This is a genomic window from Actinacidiphila oryziradicis, assembly GCF_005047355.1.
Lineage (GTDB): Bacteria > Actinomycetota > Actinomycetes > Streptomycetales > Streptomycetaceae > Actinacidiphila > Actinacidiphila oryziradicis.
In genome coordinates this window covers 1-20,344 of record NZ_SUMC01000016.1, presented here as the reverse complement: position 1 = coordinate 20,344, position 20,344 = coordinate 1, and the positions used below count along the sequence as shown (strand labels likewise).

The window sequence follows — 20,344 nt, the reverse complement described above, 5'->3', positions numbered from 1 at the left end:
GCCGGCGCCTGAGGCGCGCACAATTACACGCTGATCGCGGGGAAAGGCGCAGGCGGCGACTTACGCGTCGCGGAGGCGGAGCAGCAGCCAGCCGACGAGGAGCGCCCCGGCGGCCCAAGCGGTGAGGACGCCGAGACCGGCCCATGGGCCGATGGGCAGGCTGTCCAGACCGTTGGTGGACTGGACGGCCAGTCCGGCGGTCATCGGCGCGATCTGCTGCAGGTGCTTTTGCCAGTCCGGGTCGGAGACCACGTGCGCGAGGATCGGGAAGATGAAGAGCAGGCCGAGCACGATGCCGATGGCAGTCGCGGCGTCCCGGACGGCGGTCGCGGCGCCCAGGCTGAGCAGGGCGATCAGGACCAGGTAAAGAACCGACCCCACAGCAGCGCGCAATGTCGGCCCATCGGCCAGAGACAGCGGCGCGAACCCCTGCGCCGCGGTGAACCCGTTGCCGGGCAGAATGAGCCGACCGGCCAGCACAGAGCCGAGCACGGCGACAGCCCCGGCCATCAGCACCACGCCACTGAGGACGATCGCCTTGGCGGTCAGGACCGTGGTCCGCAATGGCATGGCTGTGAAGGTCGTACGGATCATGCCGGTGCTGTACTCGCCACTGATCACCAGCACCGCCAGAACAGCGACCACCGCCTGACCGATGTCGATCCCGGTAAGGCTGAGCTTGGTGATGTCCTGGGTACAGCCTTCCCTGCATATGACGGCCTTGGCCGTCCCGGCGCTCAGCGCCACAGTCAGCCCGATCGTGGCCAGCAGCAGCCAGCCAATACCCCCCAGGGTGCGCAGCTTCGTCCACTCCGCGTGCACCGTGTTCCTCAAGAGTCCCTCCGACGTAGCAGGACGACGGCCGTACCGAAGGCGAGCGCGGCGTAACCGCACAACACGGCGAACCCGGCCCATGGCGCCAGCGGAAAATAGCCAGACGATGGCGTGTAGGTGCTGATCACCTGTGTGTAGCGCGGCAGGCTCTGCTGGATGGCGAAACCCGCGGCCGGGGTGACCCGCAGCACCCAATCCGCCGGGCCCGCGGGCAGGATGCCGGAGACCGCGAGAATATAGGGCAGTACGGTGGCGGCGACGACGATGGCGACCGCCGCCGCGCTGCGCCGCAGTATGGCGCCGATGGCGAGGGCCAGGACGCCGGCGACGGCGAGCAGCAGCGCGGTGCCGGCCACCACGCGCAGTTCGGTCAGCGACGTCACCGGGATCACGCGAAACCCGATGGCGCGCGCTCTTCGCTCGCCGAGCGGGATCGCTGCAGCGGCGGCGATCAGCCCGCCGGCGAAGGCGAGAGATCCCAGCACGATGGCCTTGGCCGCCAGCACCCGGGCCCGCCGCGGGCTCGCGGCCAGGGTGGTACGGATCAGCCCCCGCCGGTACTCGGCGGTGATGAAGACCGTCCCCACAACGATCACCACGATCAACCCGGCGAACGCGCCCACGAGGAAATTCTCGATCGTGAAGCCGGGCCCCAAGGCCAGTCCGCCCACGACCGGCGCGATGTCGCCGGCCCCTGTCACGGTGAACCCGCCGCCGGACCGCTTGAACCCGCCATTTGTCGTGTTCGTGTAACTGCCGGAGGTGCCCCCGCCCCCCAACTGCTCACCCTTCCACCCGCCGCCCGGCCACTGGCCCCGCAGGCCGACGGGGCCGAAGCCCGCGGCGGCCACGGCGGGGCTGGTGCCCGCACCAACGCCGCTCCCCGACATGGCCTCCGGGGAGGCGACAAACAACCCGGCCTGCACGGTTGATGCCAGCCCAGCCAGTCGGGCGGTGCCGACCCGGACCCAGCTGATGCCGTCGGCGGAGTCATAACCGGTGATCATGTCGCCGGACCGGACCAGGCGTAGCCAGCGTGGGGACTGAGTGGAGACGGCGCCGGCGATGCCGGCCACGTCATGGGTGTAGTCGTACTGCATCCGCACCCCGTGAGCACCGGTGACCATAACCGCCGCGTAGGCCGATCCCTGCGCGAGACCCTCCTTCACAATGAGCCCGGCCTTCGCCCACGGCGAGATGCCAGGCGCATGTCCCTGTGGCCCCAGCCCGGTCACGTCGGTCAACGAGGACACGGGAACGGTGATGCTGCCGTCTCCCTCCAACACCTGGTGCACGAAGAAGAAACTGTCGTTCACGGCCTCGCCGCCCGGCCCCCTCGGAACCGGAGGAGCACCACCATGAGCAGCACCACCGGCTATGGCGAGCAGCCCGAACACCACCATCGCCAACGCAGCGGCGGCCATACCCAGCACCCAGCCGCGCACCGTCCTGAACTTGGTCCACTCCGCCCGCAGCAACTGCCGGAAGCCGTCCCGCCCAACCCTCGCACCCGGCCGGTACGGCGTGATCGTGGAGGTCATCGGGCTGCCTCCCCGGCCACGGCGCCGCGGTACTCGACCACGTCCCGGGTGAGTTCCAGGTAAGCCTCCTCCAACGACGCGCGATGCGCCGACACCTCCGAGAAGGGCAACGCGTTCCTGCCGAGGATTTCCACGACCCTTTCCGTGACCAGCCCGGAAATGCTGAGCGTTTCAGGCCCGGTAGCGGTCACGGCGGCACCTGCCTCCGCCAACGCCTCCGTCGCCTGCGTCCGCACGGAGGTCCGTAGAGTCACCCGGCCGCGGGACACGCCCGCCAGCAGCTCACGCACACTGGTGTCCGCGATGACCCTGCCGCGCCCGACCACCACCAAGTGGTCCGCCGTGTCCTGCAACTCGCTCATCAGATGGCTGGACACCAGCACAGCGCGGCCCTGCTGGGCCAGCGACGCCAGGAAGCCGCGCATCCACACGATGCCTTCTGGATCCATACCGTTGAACGGCTCGTCCAGCGTGATCACCGGCGGGTCACCAAGCAACGCCGTCGCGATCCCCAGCCGTTGCCGCATGCCCAGGGAGTACCCGCCCGCCTTCCGCCGGGCCGCCTTGGCCAGACCGACCTGCTCGATGACCTCATCCACCCGCCGGGCCGGCAGGCCCTGCGAATGGGCCAGCCACAGCAGGTGATTACGGCCGGTCCGGGTCGGCTGCAACGCCGCCGCATCCAACAGCGACCCGATATGACTCAGCGGACACCGCAAACTCCGATACGGCCGGCCACCGATCAGCGCCTCACCCTTCTCAACCGCGTCCAAGCCGAGGATCACTCGCATCGTCGTGGACTTCCCCGCGCCGTTCGGACCGACGAACCCGGTCACCTGCCCCGGCCTGACGGTGAAGGACATCCCGTCCAACGCCTGGGTCGACCCGAAGCTCTTGCGCAGGCCGATGACCTCGATCGTCGCTTCCCCCTTGGGGCCGCTGTGGAGGCCGCCACCGCTGATTTCGCCGCTCATGTCGTAGCTCTGCCCTTTCGTCCGGCACGTTGCCTTGCCCGAACCATGGGCTGAACGCCATAACGTGGGCCGAACGAAGGCCGTCATACCGCTGTTAGGTACAGCCGGGCATGCTGATACCCGGGCCGGAGTACGTGGCCGCAGCACCGGCCGGACTGTAAGAGGCCCAAGGCAGCGCACGGGCACCGAACTCAGGGAGAGGACCGATGGGAACTCAGCTGGACCTCCCTCGCCGACTCGCCGATCCCGCCGATCCCGCCGACCGTTTCGCCTTGGCGCGTCACCACGTGCGGGTGCGTTTCACCGCCCTCTACGGCGGGCTGTTCCTGCTGTCCGGCGCCGCACTGCTGGCCATCGCCGGCATCGTGGCCTCCGGGGCAACGCGAGTCACCCGGGTCGTGCCTGGCCAACCGGCCGCGCATCAGCAGCCCACGCCGGAGCAGGCCCAAGCCCACATAAGCCAGTTGGAGGCCCAGCTCTCCCAGGCGGACGCGGCACAGTCGCATCAGCTCCTGCTGGGATCGGCCGTCGCCATTGGCGTTATGGCGGCTGTGTCGGTCGTACTGGGCTGGGTCGTCGCGGGCCGGGTGCTGCGCCCGCTGCGGACGATCACGGCGGCCACCCGGCGAATCTCCGCGGACAACCTGCACGAGCGGCTGGCCGTGTCCGGCCCCCGCGACGAGGTGAAGGACCTCGCCGACACCATCGACGAACTGCTGGAACGGCTTGAGGGCGCCTTCGCCGCCCAGCGCCGCTTCGTCGCCAACGCCTCCCACGAGCTACGCACCCCGCTGGCCACCATGCGGGCGTCACTCGATGTGGCAGTGGCCAAGCCGGAGCCCGCACCACCCCAAACGATCGCGCTGGCCGATCGTCTACGCACCGAACTCGACCAGGTCGACCGGCTACTGGAAGGCCTCCTCGTGCTCGCCCGCACGCAACACGGCATCCTCCCCGACCACACCACGCTCTCGCTCACCCGGCTGGTGTCCGCGGTTCTGTCCGCCCGCACGGTCGACATCGCAGCCAAGGACCTGACCGTGCACGAAGTGGGCGAATACGACGCTGTGTGGGTCCGGGGAAGCCAGCCGCTCCTGTCCCGCGTGGTCGGCAACCTCATCGACAACGCGATCGGCCACAATCATGAGGGCGGCTGGATCCGCATAGCCACCGGGGCCGACAGCACAACAGCACAGCTGGTCGTCGAGACCGGCGGCCAGGTTCTCGACCAGCAGCAGGTCGCGCGGCTGGCCCAGCCGTTCCGGCGGCTCGGCGCGGACCGGACCCGCACAGTCGGCGGGTCCGGGCTCGGGCTTTCGATCGTCGCAGCCATCACCGCGGCCCACGGCGGCACCCTTGACCTGCACGCCCGCGCCGAAGGCGGCCTGCGCGTCCGCATCTCGCTGCCCTTGGCGGCCCACACCGCAGGGACGGGGGTTCCGGCATGAGAGTACTGGTGGTCGAGGACGCGCGGTCCCTCGCCGATGTGGTGGTCGAGGGCCTGCGCGACCAGGGCATGGCCGTGGACGCCGCGTACGACGGGCTGGAGGCGGTGGCCAAGCTCGACACCAACGCGTACGACGTCGTCGTCCTCGACCGCGACCTGCCGGGAATCCACGGCGACACCATCTGCCAGATGATCACCGAACGCGACGACCGGGTCATGGTCCTGATGCTGACCGCGGCCGGCTCGCCGGGTGACCGCGTCAGCGGGCTGAGCCTGGGAGCCGACGACTACCTCGCCAAGCCGTTCCACTTCCCCGAACTCGTCCTGCGCATCCGCGCCCTCGCCCGCCGCCAGCCCTCAGCACGGGCCCGCACCCTGCGTGCCGCAGGAATCGAGCTCGATCCGCTACGGCGCACGGTCACCCGCGACGGCCGCCACCTCGACCTGTCGGTCAAGGAGTTCGCCGTCCTCGAAGCGCTTCTGCGGGCCAGCCCCGCCTTCGTCAGCACAGAAGACCTGCTCGAACAGGCCTGGGACGAGCACGCGGACCCCTTCACCAACACCGTAACCGTCACCATCGGCCGCCTACGCCGCAAGCTCGGCGCCCCGCCCGTCATCACCACCACCCCCACCGTGGGATACCGCATCGCCGACCCATCCGCCACGGCGCCGATATCTCAAGATCTGGTCAGCGGCGAGACGGCCAGCAAGTCGAAAAAGCCATCGGCCCCGCCTCCCTGAAGGGAGCGGCGGCCTTGGCAACTCGTTTTCGGCCGTGGGCGTGCGATCCGGACCTCGGTCAGGTGGAATATGGGTCGGTCAGAGTCATGGGCGTGTGTGCGACGTTCAGCGCCTGCTCGGGGAAGCGGGGGCCGGCGGTGTAGTAGCGCGCCCGGGTGCGGCCGACTGGTTCGAGGATCTGAGCGGTGACGAGGTCGCGGAGGTCGCGTTGGGCCTGCTGCAGGCTCAGGCCTTCGGCGTGTTCGTAGCGCGAGCGGCGGACGCGACCGGCCATGGCCACGTCGTGCAGAGCGGTCACTGCCCGCTCGTCCAGTCCGGTGCTGTCCGCGAACTCGGAGAGCGCACCCCACACCCGTCCGGAGCGGTCGAGACGGCCTTGGACGGTCTGGGCCTGCTGGTGGTAGGCGGTGAGGTTGAAGCGGATCCAGCTGGAGACGTCCTGGTCAGGAAGGTACTCAGAGCCGCGGTCGGTGAGTTGGCGGTAGTACTCCCAGGTGTTGCCGGGACGTCCGAGCCATGCCTCGACGGATGAGAACTCCGGGGCGAGGACACCTTCACGGGCGATCATGAGCGTCTGCAGGGAGCGGGACATCCTGCCGTTGCCGTCGGCCCAGGGATGGATGGACACGAGGTGAAGGTGTGCCATGGCGGCTCGTACCAGCAGGTGAGTGCCGTCTTCTGCATTGAGCCAGTCGGCGAGCTCCTGCATCAGGGCGGGCACGCCCTTGGCGTCAGGCGCGGTGTACGCGGCGATGCTGGGGTCGCGGGCGTCGGTGACATACACGGGGCCCCGGCGCCATTGCCCGGCTGGTTTGCGGATGCTGTGCCGGTGCCCCTGGAGCATCCAGTGCAGTGCGTTGAAGAGGCCCTTGCTGTAGCTGAAGTCCTCGACGTCGTGGAGTGTCTGGATGTACGTCATCATCTGCTGGTAGGCAAGGGTCTCCTCGCGGTTCTCCTCGGAGACTTCTACGTCGCGTTCCCCCTCCAGGAGGTCCTCGACGTCGACCGTCGCCACCTTGAAGCCTTCAATGGAGTTGGAGGCCGCGACGGCGTCGGCGGTCAGGAACTTCCGCAGGCCTGTAGTCCACTTCGAGGGGGTGGCGCGCACCTGGTGCCGCAGGGCTTCCCGCATGCGGTCGACCTCGCTGAGTACGCGCCCGTCGTCGGGACTCAGGGAGGGGGTGGGGTAGAGCATGCGTCAACGATAGAATGACATAATCATCACGTCAAGCTTCTTCGGGCTGAGGACGTCCAGGTCGGCCGGCGCGGGCCGACCTGGACATCATGATCAGACGAGGTCGAACCGGTCGAGGTTCATGACCTTGTCCCACGCCGCGACGAAGTCGTTCACGAACTTCTCCTTCGCGTCATCGCTCGCGTAGACCTCCGCGAGCGCGCGCAGCTCGGAGTTCGACCCGAAGACGAGGTCGGCACGGCTGCCGGTCCACTTGACCTCGCCCGTGGCGGCGTCGCGACCCTCGAACGTGTTCGCGTCCCCGGACGTCGCCTTCCACGTCGTGCCCAGGTCGAGCAGGTTGACGAAGAAGTCGTTGGTCAGAGACCCGGGAGTCGTGGTGAAGACGCCGAGCGTGGACTGCTGGTAGTTCGCGCCCAGGACGCGAAGGCCACCGACGAGGGCCGTCATCTCGGGGGCGCTCAGGGTCAGGAGGTTCGCCCGGTCGGTCAGCAGGTACTCGGCCGGCAGCCGGTTGCCCTTCCCGAGGTAGTTGCGGAACCCGTCGGCGGTCGGCTCGAGCGCGGTGAACGACTCCACGTCGGTCTGCTCCTGCGACGCGTCCGCGCGGCCCGGCGTGAAAGGGACCTCGACGTGGAAGCCGGCGTCCTTGGCGGCCTGCTCGACGGCGGCACCACCGGCGAGCACGATCAGGTCGGCGAGCGAGACCGCTTTGCCCCCGGTCTGGGCGGCGTTGAAGGCCTCCTGGATCCCCTCCAGGGTGCGCAGCACCGTCGCCAGCTGGTCGGGGTCGTTGACCTCCCACCCGCTCTGCGGCTGGAGGCGGATGCGCGCACCGTTGGCGCCGCCGCGCTTGTCGCTGCCGCGGAAGGACGAGGCCGACGCCCATGCGGTAGACACGAGTTGGGACACCGACAGGCCCGAGGCCAGGATCTGGCCCTTGAGGGAGGCGATGTCCTCGGCGTCGACGATCTCGTGCGTCACCGCGGGGAGGGGGTCCTGCCACAGCAGCGTCTCGGCCGGGACCTCCGGGCCGAGGTAGCGCACGACCGGGCCCATGTCGCGGTGGGTCAGCTTGAACCACGCCCGGGCGAAGGCGTCCGCGAACTCGTCGGGGTTCTCCAGGAAGCGTCGCGAGATCTGCTCGTAGGCCGGGTCGAACCGGAGCGCGAGGTCGGTCGTCAGCATCGTCGGGGCGTGGCTCTTCGACGCGTCGTGGGCGTCGGGGACGGTGCCCGCCCCGGCGCCCTCCTTCGGCTTCCACTGGTTCGCACCGGCGGGGCTCTGGAACAGCTCCCACTCGTAGCCGAACAGGATCTCGAAGAAGCTGTTGTCCCACGTGATCGGGGTGTTCGTCCAGATACCCTCGAGACCGCTGGTGATCGCGTCGCCGCCCTTGCCGGTGCCGAAGGAGTTGCTCCAGCCGAGGCCCTGCGCCTCGATCGGGGCGGCCTCGGGGTCGGCGCCCACGCTGTCCGCCGGGCCCGCGCCGTGGGTCTTGCCGAAGGTGTGGCCGCCGGCGATCAGGGCGACCGTCTCCTCGTCGTTCATCGCCATCCGGCGGAACGTCTCACGGATGTCGCGGGCCGCGCCGAGCGGGTCCGGGTTGCCGTTCGGGCCTTCCGGGTTGACGTAGATGAGGCCCATCTGGACCGCGCCGAGGGGGTTCTCCAGCTCCCGGTCGCCGGTATAGCGCTCGTCGCCGAGCCAGGTGGTCTCGGGACCCCAGTAGACGTCCTCGTCGGGCTCCCAGACGTCCGCACGGCCGCCGCCGAAGCCGAAGGTCTCGAAGCCCATCGACTCCAGAGCGACGTTGCCGGTGAGGATCATGAGGTCGGCCCACGAGAGGCTCTGGCCGTACTTCTTCTTGACCGGCCACAGCAGGCGGCGGGCCTTGTCGAGGTTCCCGTTGTCCGGCCAGCTGTTGAGGGGGGCGAAGCGCTGCTGGCCGGCCCCGCCGCCGCCGCGGCCGTCGCTGATCCGGTAGGTGCCCGCGCTGTGCCAGGCCATCCGGATCATGAACGGGCCGTAGTGGCCGAAGTCGGCGGGCCACCAGTCCTGCGACGTCGTCAGCACCTCCGCGATGTCCTGCTTCACGGCCGGGAGGTCGAGGGTCTTGAACGCCTCGGCGTAGTCGAACTCCTCGCCGAGGGGGTTGGCCACGGCGGGGTTCTTGGCGAGGATCTTCAGGTTGAGCCGCTCCGGCCACCACTGGCGGTTTCCGCCGCCCTGAGTCGGGTGCGAGGCGCGCCCGTGCGCGACCGGGCAGCCACCTCCGCCCTCCGTCTTCGCGTCTACGACGATTGCGTCATGGTTCTCAGTCATGGGAATCCTTTCGGACCAGGCGGATCACGGTGCTCAGGAACTGCGGGCGGTGGAACAGCCGGGGCACAGGCCCCAGTAGATGACCTCGGCCTCGTCGGTCGAGAAGCCGCGGTCGTCGGACGCGGTCAGGCAGGGGGCCTCGCCGACCGCGCGGTCGGCGTCAGGCGAAGACGCGACGCGTCCCTCGAACCGGGCCTGGCTGCCGGCCAGTTCGATGCGGCGTACGAGTCCCGTCTCGGTGAGCGCGTGGAGGGCCCTGCCGTACTGGAGTCCTCCTGTCCCTTGGCTATCGCCGGAACTGATCCTACGATGGACAGAGTCCAAGTCAAGAAGCGCGCCAGACCCATATCCAATCGGAACCCGGACGTCCACCCGTAAACTTCGGGTATCCCACCGAACCTGAATAGGTGAACCGATATGAGTGACCTGCTGGAGCGACTGCGAGGGCGTGGCTGGCGGATGACCTCCCAGCGGCGTGTCGTTGCGGAGGTCCTCGACGGCGACCACGTGCATCTCACAGCCGACGAGGTGCACGCCCGCGCGGCACAGCGGCTGCCCGAGATCTCCCGGGCGACCGTCTACAACGCCCTGGGCGAGCTGGTCTCCCTCGGTGAGGTCATAGAGGTCTCCACCGACGGCCGCGCCAAGCGCTACGACCCCAACGCACACCATCCGCACCAGCACTTGGTGTGCTCCAACTGCGGCGCCGTCCGCGATGTCCACCCGACCGGCAATCCGCTGGCCGACCTCCCGGCGGAGGAACGGTTCGGCTTCACGGTGTCCGAGGTCGAGGTCACCTACCGCGGGCTGTGCCCATCCTGCGCCTGAGCAATGTTTGCCCTGTCCGAGGAGGGGCCGCGCTGTGTGGTCTGGGAGGAGCAGCCGACCGTACTCACCCAGCGCCTGCCGCTGTCCCGGCTGACCGTGGAACCGCTCACCAAGGACCTCGCCCGGCGGGCGTCGGACCTGCTCAAATCCGCAGGTCTGCACGGTCACAAATACGCCATTGACGCGGTGGTCACCGCGACGGCGATCACCACCTCCGACAAGCCCGCCCGGATTCTCACATCCGACCCGGACGACCTGGAAAAGCTCCTCGGGAAGTGTCTGGACCGCTCGAGCCTGGAGCGCGGCGCCGACAACTCCAAGGTCAAGGTCTTTCCCGTCTGACCGATCGCGCCGAGTTCGCTGAGAACCGCGCAGAGGGTCAGCGGCCAGGCCAGGTGATTGACGGCCGGTCGGATGTCACGGTGATCTCGAAACGCTCCAGCGGTGGCGTCCCATCAGCGCGCCACCGGGGGGCGGCTTCCAGCTCTTCAGCCCGGACGAGCTGGCCTCAAATCGCCTTGGCGGCTTGGCGGGAGAGCCGCGGGCGAGCTCGTCCAGCCACTTCTGCGCAGATGGAGCCGTGATGTAGCCGGCCTCCACGGCGCGCTGTGCGTTGCGCTGCAGGCCGAGGACTTCGTCGGCATGACGTGCGTTGCGCAGGACGGAAGTCATCGGGAGGACCGTGCTCACCTCGAGTCCGGGCCTGCGCGGCTCGACGAGGCAACTGCCGTCCGATCAGTGCGTTGCGGACGATCCCGTCCACGACGTGGCGTGGACCGGAGTTGCAGGCAAGCCGTGTGAAACGGTTCACTCATAGTTAGCTGGTAGCGGCCGGCCCCCGAAGGGGGCCCAGCCGCGCCGACAGGGACGGATCCATCACAAAGGGCGTCGCCATGTCACAACCGCCGTACCACGAACAGCAATTGTCCTACCCCCGTGCTCGGCATCCCGCTACACGCCTGGCCAGGAGTACGAAAATTGATGATGCATCAGGCGGTTCGGCAGCGGACTGCGTACGGCCGTCTCGGCACGTCAGTCGTCGTCACCCTCGCCCACGCGTATCTCCTGCCCCGCCAGCCACGCCCCAGCGTGGTCATCGGCAACAGCCCCCTTCCCGCGTCGCCGTCCACCCTCGCGTCCGTGCCGCGCTCCGCACTGTCCCTGATACTGCGCCGCCGACCGGACGCACCCACCTTCGATGCCTTGCACGACCGGGCCGAGCAAACCCTCACCATCGAGGGCGTGCCGGTCGTCACGGAGCTCTTCGCCTGGGGTGACCCACGCATCATGCACACGGCCTTCGCCTGGCGCGACGGCCGCCGGATCGAGCTCGCCACCTGGGACTATCCCCTGGACGCCGACCTCTTCCGTTCGCTGGCCGAGATCGACACCCCGTTGGCGAACTCCGAACCGCAGCGGCCGGGAACCTGACCGGCCACGGGCGGAGCCGACGGCAGGAAGTACAGGGCGCGGTGCGCGCCGCCTCACCTTTCGGGCGGGCACGCCGTCGGGACGCCTGTGGCCGTACGGCCCGCGACGGGCATCGACTTCACCGGGCCCGAGAACAACGACCCCCTCACGCCTCCGGGCAGCCAGCCACCGTCCACGACCTCGACGAGCCCCACAGATCCCGATGCCGGGCTTTCGCGCCAGCGTTCGCCCTCTCTTCTTGTAGTCACGAGATCGCTGCCCAGGCTGGCGCATTCAGCGCCCGGGGGCATCCCGGAGAAGAACCCGGGAGCATCCCGGAGAAGAAAAGGTCAGGGCCCCGGGCGGCGGCCTGGCGTACGTGCTGGTGAGCACGCTGCGGGGCCTGTCGGCGCAACGCAGCAGCGAACAAGGTGAGCAGAACGTAACTTCCACACGCCTCAGGACTTAATCCTGCCGTTACAGACTGCTCCTAGGGTCGGATCCGAACTTGGATCCAAAGTTGGATGCAAGCTCGGATCCAACCAAGGAGAAAGCATGGTCTCACCGACACCACCGGGCATCCAGATCGGCAATCTGACAAAGAAGTTCCGCGTGGGGCGCCGGGAGGTGACCGCCCTCGACGGCGTCGACATTCACTCCGCCGAAGGCGAGTTCGTCTCCCTCCTGGGGCCGTCGGGGTGCGGGAAGAGCACCATCCTTCGCATCCTGGCGGGGCTGGAGCGGCAGTCCGGCGGGCAGGCCCTGGTACACGGTGAGACGCCGGCCGACATGCGCAAGCGTCATCATCTCGGCATCGCCTTCCAGGACAGTGCCCTGCTGCCCTGGCGATCGGTGCGCTCCAACATCGGTTTGCCGATGGAGATCGCGGGGCTGCGGAGGGATGGGAGCCTGATCCAGGAGCTCATCGATCTCGTGGGTCTGACCGGATTCGAAGACGCGCGACCGGGTCAACTGTCCGGCGGCATGCGCCAGCGAGTCGCGATCGCCCGGGCCTTGGTGGTCAAGCCTCGGATCCTGCTCCTGGACGAGCCTTTCGGGGCACTTGATGACATGACCCGGCAGAACCTGAACGTGGAGCTACTCCGGATCTGGACCGAGCGGCCGGCTACGACGCTGATGGTCACCCACGGCATCGCTGAGGCGGTCTTCCTGTCCGACACTGTGGTCGTCATGAGCGCGAGGCCCGGACGGGTCGAGAGAGTGGTCGGCGTCGACCTGCCACGTCCGAGGACGCCGGAGATGATGCGCTCCAGCGAATTCCACCACTACGTGGATCTCCTGTCTTCGATTCTCTTCGACTCCGCCGCCCAGGGAGACGCCGGGCAGCACGATTCGCCGTACGCGAAGTCGGGTGGGCCGCGATGAATCGGAAACTCCTGCTCCGCGTGGCTGGAACGTGCATCGTCCTGCTCGTGTGGCAGATCGTCGGAACAACGGGTGTCCTCGGCCCCGCGATAGCGCCGCCAGCGCAGGTCGTCGCGGGTGTGGTCTCCGACGGCGCGGCATTTTACGGACTCCATGTCCCGGTGACGCTGACCTCGGCCTCCCTCGGCTATCTGTGGGGAAACCTCGTCGCCATCACGTGCGCCGCGTCAGTGGTCCTGATCCCCTGGCTGGAGAAACTGGTCCTGCAGATCGGGATCGCGTCCGCGTGTATCCCTCTGATCGCGATCGCGCCCATCCTGGCCGCGTGCTTCAATGGGACGGCGACCTCCACGGTCATGGCTGCGGTGTCGGTCTTCTTCCCCACACTTGTCGGCAGCGTCAACGGTCTTGGGCAGGCGGACCGGAGCAGCGAGGACCTCGTCCGCGCGTACGGCGGCGGCCGGTATGCGGTGCTGCGCAAAGTCCAATTGCTCGCTGCCCTGCCCAGCATCCTCACCGCTATGAAGATCGCGGTCCCGGCCGCGATCCTAGGCACCGTCATCGGCGAGTTCATGGGTCAGCAAACCGGCCTGGGCGCGGCCCTCGTTGTCGCCCAGCAGTCCAGCAACGTCGTCCGCACGTGGGGCATCACACTCGTGTCGAGTCTTCTCGCGGGGATCGGATTCCTCGCCGTCAGCGCCGTGGAGAGAATCGCCACCCCGTGGGCGGCAGGCATACCGGACGAGGCAGTATGAGCACCGCGATCACACCTCCGGGAAATGCCGTCGGCGCCTTCGCCCGCCGCGCCGCGCGGAGCGCTCTCACTCTCTTCGGCACGGTCGCCGCCATCGTCATCGTCTGGACGGTGTTCCTGCGGACGGTGAACGTGAGCCCGCTCGTCGCCAAATCGCCCGTGGACGTGTGGAACTACCTGGTGACGGCGCCGGGTGCGGCGGCGAACCGGTCCGCCATCGGGGCCCTTCTCGCCCGTACCCTGACCGACGCCTCGCTCGGGTTCGCGCTCGGGCTGACACTCGCCGCTGCCGTATCCGTGCTGTTCTACTTCTCGGACACCATCGAGCAGATGTTCGCCCCAACGATGACGGCACTTCACGCCATCCCCATGGTCACGGTCGCGCCGATCCTCGTACTTGTCTTCGGACGGGGATCGGTCGGCACAGCGGTCATCGGCTCCGCGATCGTGTTCGTCCCGGCGCTGCTGACCATGCTGCAGGGGATCCGGTCCGCCCCCAGAACCGACCTTGACGTATGCAACGCGTTCGGCGGCTCGACATGGACGTCGTTCACCAAGGTCGCGCTACCGCACGCCATTCCGACCTGGTTCACCGCGGCCCGGATCACGGTGACCACTTCCATCGTCGGCGCGCTGCTGTCCGAGTGGCTAGCCTCCAGCGCCGGGCTCGGGGGTGAGATGCTGCGCGACTCCAACGAGTTCCAGTTCGGGCGCCTCTGGTCGTCGGTGGTCGTGCTGACCATTGTCTGCGTGGCGATCTACCAGTTTGTCTCGCTCGCGGAAGCAGTCGTCAGATCACGTATGTACTCGGCCCGCTGACGATCACGCCGGCCGGCATCTACCCGTTTCTTTCGTCAGACATGGAGCACAACCATGACTTCACAGGTCGACCGACGCCAGTTCCTGGTCCGGGGGCTCGCCCTCGGCGGCCTAGCCCTCGCGGCACCGGGTCTCGCCGCCTGCGGCTCGAGCGGATCCGGCACCGGCTCCGCCGGCACTGGCTCTACGGGTTCCACCGGCTTCGGAATCGCTTCCCAGCGCCTGGCCTGGATCAAGAACACCGAGTTTGCCGGAAGCTACTTCGCGGACAAGAACGGCTACTACAAGGCCGCGGGGTTCAGCGGCGACCAACTGATAGCGGGCGGGCCGACCGCGCCGCCGATCGAGTCGGACGTGCTCAGCCGGACCTTCGCCGGGGTGTCGCAGGTGCCGATCGTCGGCGCGGCGGTCGTCCAGGGCGCCCCCTTGAAGATCATCGGTGCGGTGTACCAGCGTTACGCCGGATCTGTCATTTCAATGACCTCCAAGCCGATCAGGACGCCGCACGATCTCTATGGGAAGACCATCGGATGTGCGTCGTCGAGCGAGCCCGTGTGGCGGTCCTTCCTCGCGTCGCTCAAACTCGACACCTCGCGCATCAAGACCGTCCCGGTGCAGGGCGACCCGATCGGCATAACGAAGGGCGAGATCGACGGCTACCTCGGGTTCATCAATGCCCAGGCGGTCGATCTGCAGCACAAGGGGTTCGACGTCACCAACATGCTGCTGGCGGATGTCGGGTTCCCGCTGGTCGGTCAGACCTACATCACCACCCAGGACAACATCGACAAGCACCGGGACAAGGTCAAGGCATTCCTCAAGGCCGAGATCCGGGGCTGGCAGGACGTGCTGGCGAACCCGCAACTGGCCACCGACATCACGGTCAACGATTACGGGAAGGACCTCAAGCTCGATCCCAAGGCGACGCTCGACTCCTGCAAGGCCGGGAACGCACTGATCCGCAACGGCGCCAAGCACCAACAGATCCTGAGTATCTCCGACCAGGCGGCTGCCGAGAACATCAAGTCCATCGCCGCGGGCGGGATGAGACTCACCGTCGGCAATCTCTTCGACCTCAGTCTCATCCGCGAGCTGTACAAAGAGAACCCCAGCCTGGCCGTCTAGGAGCGCACTGAAGATCTATACCGGGCTCCAGGCGTCCAGCGCGCGCATCTGCTGCGTTGGCCGAATCCGCAGATGGACACCGCTATCCGGGGATCCGTCCGCCTTGCGGCTGCAGCACCGGTGGCCGTCGCTGAGCCGGCATCGATCTTCAGCACACTCCTAGTGCCCCTTCCGGCACCGTTTGCCACGTCGAGCTGCGTTGGCCAAAGGCCCGAGTAGCTCCGCTACGAGGGCCTCCGGCCGCCTTGCGATCGCACGCACGCACCGGACGCCGCTCCTTGACGGCAAACATCGCCGGTCGCGGCACTAGTTCCGCAGACCGTTGATCGAAGGGTACTTCCATGTCTGACAACGCCACGCCCGATCTCGTCTTCACCGGCGGAACCGTCGTCTCGCACGACGGGCGCCGCCGGAACGACGTCGCCATCCGTGACGGCCGAATCATTGCGGTCGGTGAGGATCTGGCCGTCGAGGGCCTGCCGACAGTGGACGCGACCGGGCTGCTTGTCCTGCCTGGGCTCGTCGACGTCCATGTGCATCTGCGTGAACCCGGCATGACCGAGAAGGAGGACTTCGCCAGCGGCACCCGCGCCGCGGCCGCGGGTGGGGTCACCACCGTGGTCGACATGCCGAACACCTCCCCTCCGGTCGCCACGGCTGAGCGTTACCGGCAGAAGCTTGACCTGGTGAAGGAGAAGGCCTACGTCGACTTCGGTCTGTACGGGATGCTCGACCACGACAACGCCGATGAGATCGCCGGGATGGCCGAGCTCGGCGCCATGGGGTTCAAGCTCTTCATGGGGCAGACCACCGGGGACAACCGCTGCCCGAACGACGCCGCGATCTTCCGGGGTCTGGAAGCCGCTGCCGCGGCCGGTCTCGTCGTCGGAGTACACGCCGAAAACGATCATCTGCTGCGCATGTTCGGCGACCGCCTGCGGTCATCCGGTCGTACGGACCCCCGCGCGCACCTCGAAGGACGGCCGGCGTTCGTCGAGGTGGAAGCGGTCACCCGCATCATCACCATGGCCACCGAGGCGAAGGCCAAACTGCATATCCACCATCTGTCCACCGCCGACGGCCTGCAGCGGGTACGCGACCTGCGCGCCGAGGGGCATCGGGTCAGCGTTGAGGTCCTCGTCGGGCACCTGCTCCTGGACGACACCGCTTACGACACCTACGGGAACCTCATCAAGCTCAACCCTCCCATCCGGCCGGCGGCGGACGTCAACGCCCTCTGGGCGGGTCTCGGCCTGGGCGACATCGACGTCATCGCCACCGACCACGCGCCGCATACCGCCGCCGAGCAGGCCGAACAGGACGTGTGGAAGGCATACGGGGGGTTCATCGGGGTCGAGACCATGCTGCCGCTGCTCCTCACGGCCGCGGCACAGGGCAGGTTGACCGTTGAGGACATCGTCCGGCTGTGCTCATACACGCCGGCCCGGAAATGGTCGATGGCCGCCAAAGGCCAGGTGGCGCCCGGCTTCGATGCCGATCTCGTGCTGGTCGACCCCGCGACCCAGGCGGTCGTGGACGGCACCTCGATGCACTCCAAGCACAACGTCACCCCGTACGAGGGCTGGGCGCTGACGGGGGCGGTCGTGGCCACGTATCTGCGCGGCGGACTGATCTACGAGAAGGGCGCGATAATCGGGAATCCGGCGGGCCGACAGGTTCGTCCCGCACGGGTTCCGCTCGCGACCGCCGGCGCATGAAAGCCGTGCGACGGAGCGCCTGTTCAGTGATGAGAGAACAAAGGGGAAACGTGACCACTTCACAGGTGAGCCTGCTGAGCGGTGCCAGCGGCGGCGCGCAGACGACACGGCGTGCCGTGAACCGGTGCCAGGAGGAATCCGGCCTGCGAGCACCGGAAGAAGGATCCGTACGGCCGCCGGCCGTGATCGCGGGCATCGGCACGACCGCGGCACACGCGCTGAAAGGCCGGCTGCTCCTGGACGCTCTCGCCAGGGAGCACGTCGAGCTGGGGCAGGCCATCCCCTTCGGCGACCCCGAAACGTTGATCGACAACACCGGCTGGGAAGTCGCGCTGGTGCTGAGCCCGTGGAAGAAGGCCGTCGCCGAGCGGATGGACTCCCTGACCGCCTCGGCCACGGAGACAGGCGTCGTCGACACGATCGTGCGGGACCGCGGGCGCTCGGTGGGTGTCAACACCAACTGCTGGGCGGCGCAGGCCGCCATGGAGACTGTCATGGGCGGCCGGAGCCCCGAGAGCGTGCTCATCCTCGGGTCCGGTGGGTCTTCGAACTCCGTCGCGCTGGCGGCCAGGCGGGCATGGCCGCACGCTCGCCTGGCCGGCAGCGCCCGGAACTCCGCTGCGCTGGCCGAATGGGCCTTCCGGTTCGCGGCGGACAGTGTGGCACCGGCCGACCTCCTCGGGGAGTTCGGCTCCGCGCCGCCCTCGCTGATCATCAACACCACGACGTGGGGCGAGACGGACGCCTCCGAAGCCGGAGAGTTCGCATTCCCCTTCGAGGGTCTGGCGGCGCCCGGCAACGGTTTTTTCGACCTCAACAACCGGACCTCATCGCTTCAGGCCACGGCACTGCAGGCAGGCATGAATGTCATGTCGGGCACGTTCATGCAACGAGTCACCAACGCCTGCCGGGCGGCTCTCCTCAAGGCGGCGACAGCATGACCGACCTCACCGCCACGGCAGGCGGAGAACCCCACGCGCGCGAGAGGGTCTACCGCTATCTCCGGCAGCGGATCACGACCGGGGAGTACGGCGGAGGCATCCGGCTGGTCGAGGAGCAGATCGCCGAAGAGCTGGGCGTCAGCCGCACCCCGATCCGCGAGGCGCTGCAATCTCTGACCAGCGAAGGGCTGGTGCTGCGAGTCAGACGCGGCCAGCTGATCGTGGTCGAAATCGACGCGGAAGCCCGCGCCGAACTGCACCTGCTGCGCTGCGCCTTCGACGAGGTGGCGGCCAGGATGCTCACCGAGAGAGCCGACCGGGTGAACTGGACGCCGCTGTATGAGCTGTTGACGCCACTGGAGACGGCCCTGCGGGATCACGGGATCGGCAGCTCCCAGTTCTCGATGGCCCATCTCGATCTGCACATGGCTATCAACCGTGCCGCCTTCTCCCGGGTCACTTCGTCCTTTTTCGAGCGCCAGGCATTTCTCTATCCCACTGACGACTACGTCCAGCAGCCAGGACACGAGCCTGCGTCCCAACACCGCGCCCTGCTCGACGAGCTCTCCAGCGGAGACCTCAAGCGCGCGACGACCGCTGTTCGAATCCACGCGCTGCGCGGATTCGGCAACGCCACACTCGACTGACCGACGCAAAGATTCCAGGCACAAGGAGCCCCCCATGCCAGATACCGTCACTATGTTCGTCAATGGCCAGGCGATGAGCGGAGGTGAACTCAACGATGCTCTCGCCTCCGCGCAATTCCTCGGACCCGTCCGCACCGCGCCGGAGTACCGGTTCTTCTCCTTCTACAACACCTTCCCCGGGCTCGCGTCGGTGTCTCGGGGCGGCTGGTCCGTTCCCGGAGAGATCTACGAAATCTCCTACACCGAACTCCGGGAGAAGCTCCTTCCGCGCGAGCCGGCGGAGCTCGAATTGTCGGTCATCAGGCTCGAGGACGGTCGGGGCGCGCTGAGCATGGTCTGCCGCGAGATTCCCAGCGATCACGACGATGTCTACGAGATCACCGCCGCGGGCGGTTGGCGCGACCACCTTGCCTCGCTGGCCACCGGGCGGCCTTGATGGGAATCCTGACGGCGGGAACCGGCCCGGGCATCGCGGACCACTACCTGCCGTCGACTCCGGACACGATTTCCTGGGGCACGCTGCCCACCCCGGCGACACCGCCTGTGCTCGAGGTGGACGACGGTGACATTGTCACCTTCGACACCGTCTCCTCAGAGGGGCTCATGGAGGATCAGGGGCGGGACCCCGTGTCCTACTTCGGCCGGTTCGGTATAACCCGCCACGCCATTCTCGACGAAGCCGTCGAGATCGCGGCCTCTGGCCTCAAACGGGAATCTCCGGCCAAGGGCCCGCACATCGTGCACGGGCCGGTGCGGGTCCGGGGCGCCGAGGCGGGTGACTGGCTGAGGGTCGATTTCCTCGATCTGCGACCCCGCGTACCGTACGGGATCATCTCGAGCAGGCATCAGCGAGGATGCCTCCCCGAACGACTGCCACGGAACGACAACGGGACCACACCGGTTGTTTTCAGTCGTTTTTGCAGCCTCTCCGACAACGAGACCCACGCGGTGTTCGACTACCGCACCGGCCGAGCATCGATCGAACTGTCCCCGTTCATGGGACTGTGCGGGGTGACACCGACGGGCGAAACCCCGTTGAGCACGATTCCTCCCGGCTCTTTCGGGGGCAACATGGACATGCGTGAAATCGTCGCCGGGTCGTCCCTGTTCCTGCCCATACAGATTTCGGGAGCCGGCTTCTTCATGGGGGACCCGCATTTCGCGCAGGGCAATGGCGAAATCGCGCTCACCGCGCTGGAGGGTTCGCTCCGCGCCACGGTCCGGCTGTCGGTGGCAAAACCCGGTCCGGGCCTGCTGTCCGGGCAGCGCGCGGCGTGGCCGGTAGCGGAAACCGAAGATCACTGGATCATCCTCGGTATGCACGAAGACCTCAACGAGGCGATGCGCCGATGCGCCGAGCTCTCGGTCCGCTTTCTCGCAGAGCAGACCGGCATGACCGAGAACGAGGCGTATCTGTATCTCAGCGCTGCGGGCGACTTCTCCGTCTCGCAGGTCGTCGACATCGTCAAAGGCGTGCACTGCCTGATCCGCAAAGGGGATTTCGGGATGCGCGGAGATTGGAGCCTGGAGAGGGCGCTCTCAACTGGTCAGTGCATCGTGAGATCATGATCACTTTGCGCTGAACCGGAGGTTGCGGCAGTTGAGTCAAGGGAACCCGCTGTGCGTGCAGGAACGCGAGTCCATATTGCGCGGTCTGGC

20 protein-coding genes and 1 pseudogene are annotated in these 20,344 nt (G+C 67.8%); 14 read left to right on the top strand and 7 right to left on the bottom strand.

All coding sequences use genetic code 11. The features are described 5' to 3' along the window. Positions 1 to 60: 60 nt before the first annotated feature. From FCI23_RS18235 to FCI23_RS18225, 3 genes are read right to left on the bottom strand one after another with little or no spacing between them, the layout of a single operon-like run. Complete coding sequence (locus FCI23_RS18235) at positions 61 to 834, bottom strand: ABC-2 transporter permease (protein WP_136724960.1); 774 nt, start codon at positions 832 to 834, stop codon at positions 61 to 63. Beyond that, positions 831 to 2,375 carry an ABC transporter permease subunit gene (locus FCI23_RS18230; protein WP_136724959.1) on the bottom strand — a complete coding sequence of 515 codons (1,545 nt, stop codon included), beginning with the start codon at positions 2,373 to 2,375 and terminating at the stop codon, positions 831 to 833. Before FCI23_RS18230 ends, FCI23_RS18235 begins: the two co-directional genes overlap by 4 nt. Next, positions 2,372 to 3,349, bottom strand: coding sequence for an ABC transporter ATP-binding protein (locus tag FCI23_RS18225; protein WP_136724958.1), 978 nt, complete (start codon positions 3,347 to 3,349; stop codon positions 2,372 to 2,374). Before FCI23_RS18225 ends, FCI23_RS18230 begins: the two co-directional genes overlap by 4 nt. A gap of 206 nt (positions 3,350 to 3,555) precedes the next feature. On the opposite strand from FCI23_RS18225, the gene FCI23_RS18220 reads away from it, so the two are divergent. Next, positions 3,556 to 4,797: a sensor histidine kinase gene (locus FCI23_RS18220; protein WP_136724957.1), complete on the top strand. Its 1,242-nt coding sequence runs from the start codon at positions 3,556 to 3,558 to the stop codon at positions 4,795 to 4,797. Next, positions 4,794 to 5,444 (top strand): annotated as a pseudogene (locus FCI23_RS18215) (response regulator transcription factor); the annotation flags it as partial. The gene FCI23_RS18220 and the pseudogene FCI23_RS18215, both read left to right, overlap by 4 nt. 151 nt (positions 5,445 to 5,595) lie before the next feature. Here FCI23_RS18215 and FCI23_RS18210 read toward each other — a convergent pair. From FCI23_RS18210 to FCI23_RS63785, 3 genes are all read right to left on the bottom strand, one after another. After that, positions 5,596 to 6,732: a Fic family protein gene (locus tag FCI23_RS18210; RefSeq protein WP_136724956.1), complete on the bottom strand. Its 1,137-nt coding sequence runs from the start codon at positions 6,730 to 6,732 to the stop codon at positions 5,596 to 5,598. A gap of 93 nt (positions 6,733 to 6,825) precedes the next feature. Further along, positions 6,826 to 9,057: a catalase/peroxidase HPI gene (katG, locus tag FCI23_RS18205; protein ID WP_136724955.1), complete on the bottom strand. Its 2,232-nt coding sequence runs from the start codon at positions 9,055 to 9,057 to the stop codon at positions 6,826 to 6,828. Positions 9,058 to 9,090: 33 nt separating this feature from the next. Next, the gene (locus FCI23_RS63785; protein WP_407645988.1) at positions 9,091 to 9,528 is read right to left on the bottom strand and encodes a transcriptional repressor; all 438 of its coding nucleotides are present in this window, start codon (positions 9,526 to 9,528) and stop codon (positions 9,091 to 9,093) included. On the opposite strand from FCI23_RS63785, the gene FCI23_RS18195 reads away from it, so the two are divergent. Together FCI23_RS18195 and FCI23_RS18190 are read left to right on the top strand one after the other, a co-directional pair. Then, positions 9,475 to 9,885: a Fur family transcriptional regulator gene (locus tag FCI23_RS18195; protein ID WP_136724954.1), complete on the top strand. Its 411-nt coding sequence runs from the start codon at positions 9,475 to 9,477 to the stop codon at positions 9,883 to 9,885. The two genes, FCI23_RS63785 and FCI23_RS18195, sit on opposite strands and share 54 nt — an antisense overlap. 3 nt (positions 9,886 to 9,888) lie before the next feature. Beyond that, a complete protein-coding gene (locus tag FCI23_RS18190; RefSeq protein ID WP_136724953.1) occupies positions 9,889 to 10,227 on the top strand; it encodes a hypothetical protein in 339 nt (112 codons plus the stop codon). Between the two features lie 75 nt (positions 10,228 to 10,302). Here the strand turns inward: FCI23_RS18190 and FCI23_RS18185 are convergent, their stop codons facing one another. After that, positions 10,303 to 10,557, bottom strand: a complete 255-nt coding sequence (locus FCI23_RS18185; RefSeq protein WP_136724952.1) for a hypothetical protein — start codon at positions 10,555 to 10,557, stop codon at positions 10,303 to 10,305. Between the two features lie 309 nt (positions 10,558 to 10,866). Between FCI23_RS18185 and FCI23_RS18180 the strand changes: the two genes are divergently transcribed. The 10 genes from FCI23_RS18180 to FCI23_RS18135 all read left to right on the top strand — a co-directional run bounded on the left by FCI23_RS18180 (position 10,867) and on the right by FCI23_RS18135 (position 20,254). Beyond that, positions 10,867 to 11,316 (top strand): hypothetical protein, encoded by a 450-nt coding sequence (locus FCI23_RS18180; RefSeq protein ID WP_136724951.1) that lies wholly within the window; start codon positions 10,867 to 10,869, stop codon positions 11,314 to 11,316. A gap of 534 nt (positions 11,317 to 11,850) precedes the next feature. Continuing rightward, positions 11,851 to 12,681, top strand: coding sequence for an ABC transporter ATP-binding protein (locus FCI23_RS18175; protein ID WP_136724950.1), 831 nt, complete (start codon positions 11,851 to 11,853; stop codon positions 12,679 to 12,681). After that, the gene (locus FCI23_RS18170; RefSeq protein WP_136724949.1) at positions 12,678 to 13,436 is read left to right on the top strand and encodes an ABC transporter permease; all 759 of its coding nucleotides are present in this window, start codon (positions 12,678 to 12,680) and stop codon (positions 13,434 to 13,436) included. Before FCI23_RS18175 ends, FCI23_RS18170 begins: the two co-directional genes overlap by 4 nt. Next, positions 13,433 to 14,254, top strand: coding sequence for an ABC transporter permease (locus FCI23_RS18165; RefSeq protein ID WP_136724948.1), 822 nt, complete (start codon positions 13,433 to 13,435; stop codon positions 14,252 to 14,254). The genes FCI23_RS18170 and FCI23_RS18165 overlap by 4 nt, the downstream gene beginning before the upstream one ends. 54 nt (positions 14,255 to 14,308) lie before the next feature. Beyond that, a complete protein-coding gene (locus FCI23_RS18160; protein WP_136724947.1) occupies positions 14,309 to 15,379 on the top strand; it encodes an ABC transporter substrate-binding protein in 1,071 nt (356 codons plus the stop codon). 341 nt (positions 15,380 to 15,720) lie between these two features. Beyond that, positions 15,721 to 17,097: an allantoinase AllB gene (gene allB / locus FCI23_RS18155; RefSeq protein ID WP_136724946.1), complete on the top strand. Its 1,377-nt coding sequence runs from the start codon at positions 15,721 to 15,723 to the stop codon at positions 17,095 to 17,097. Positions 17,098 to 17,147: 50 nt separating this feature from the next. Continuing rightward, positions 17,148 to 18,038, top strand: a complete 891-nt coding sequence (locus FCI23_RS18150) for a hypothetical protein (RefSeq protein WP_136724945.1) — start codon at positions 17,148 to 17,150, stop codon at positions 18,036 to 18,038. After that, the gene (locus FCI23_RS18145) at positions 18,035 to 18,685 is read left to right on the top strand and encodes a GntR family transcriptional regulator (protein WP_136724944.1); all 651 of its coding nucleotides are present in this window, start codon (positions 18,035 to 18,037) and stop codon (positions 18,683 to 18,685) included. The genes FCI23_RS18150 and FCI23_RS18145 overlap by 4 nt, the downstream gene beginning before the upstream one ends. A gap of 34 nt (positions 18,686 to 18,719) precedes the next feature. Then, on the top strand, positions 18,720 to 19,121 hold the full coding sequence (locus FCI23_RS18140) for a gamma-glutamylcyclotransferase (protein WP_246143808.1): 402 nt from the start codon (positions 18,720 to 18,722) through the stop codon (positions 19,119 to 19,121). Positions 19,122 to 19,228: 107 nt separating this feature from the next. Further along, complete coding sequence (locus FCI23_RS18135) at positions 19,229 to 20,254, top strand: acetamidase/formamidase family protein (RefSeq protein WP_246143807.1); 1,026 nt, start codon at positions 19,229 to 19,231, stop codon at positions 20,252 to 20,254. The last annotated feature ends 90 nt before the right edge of the window (positions 20,255 to 20,344 follow it).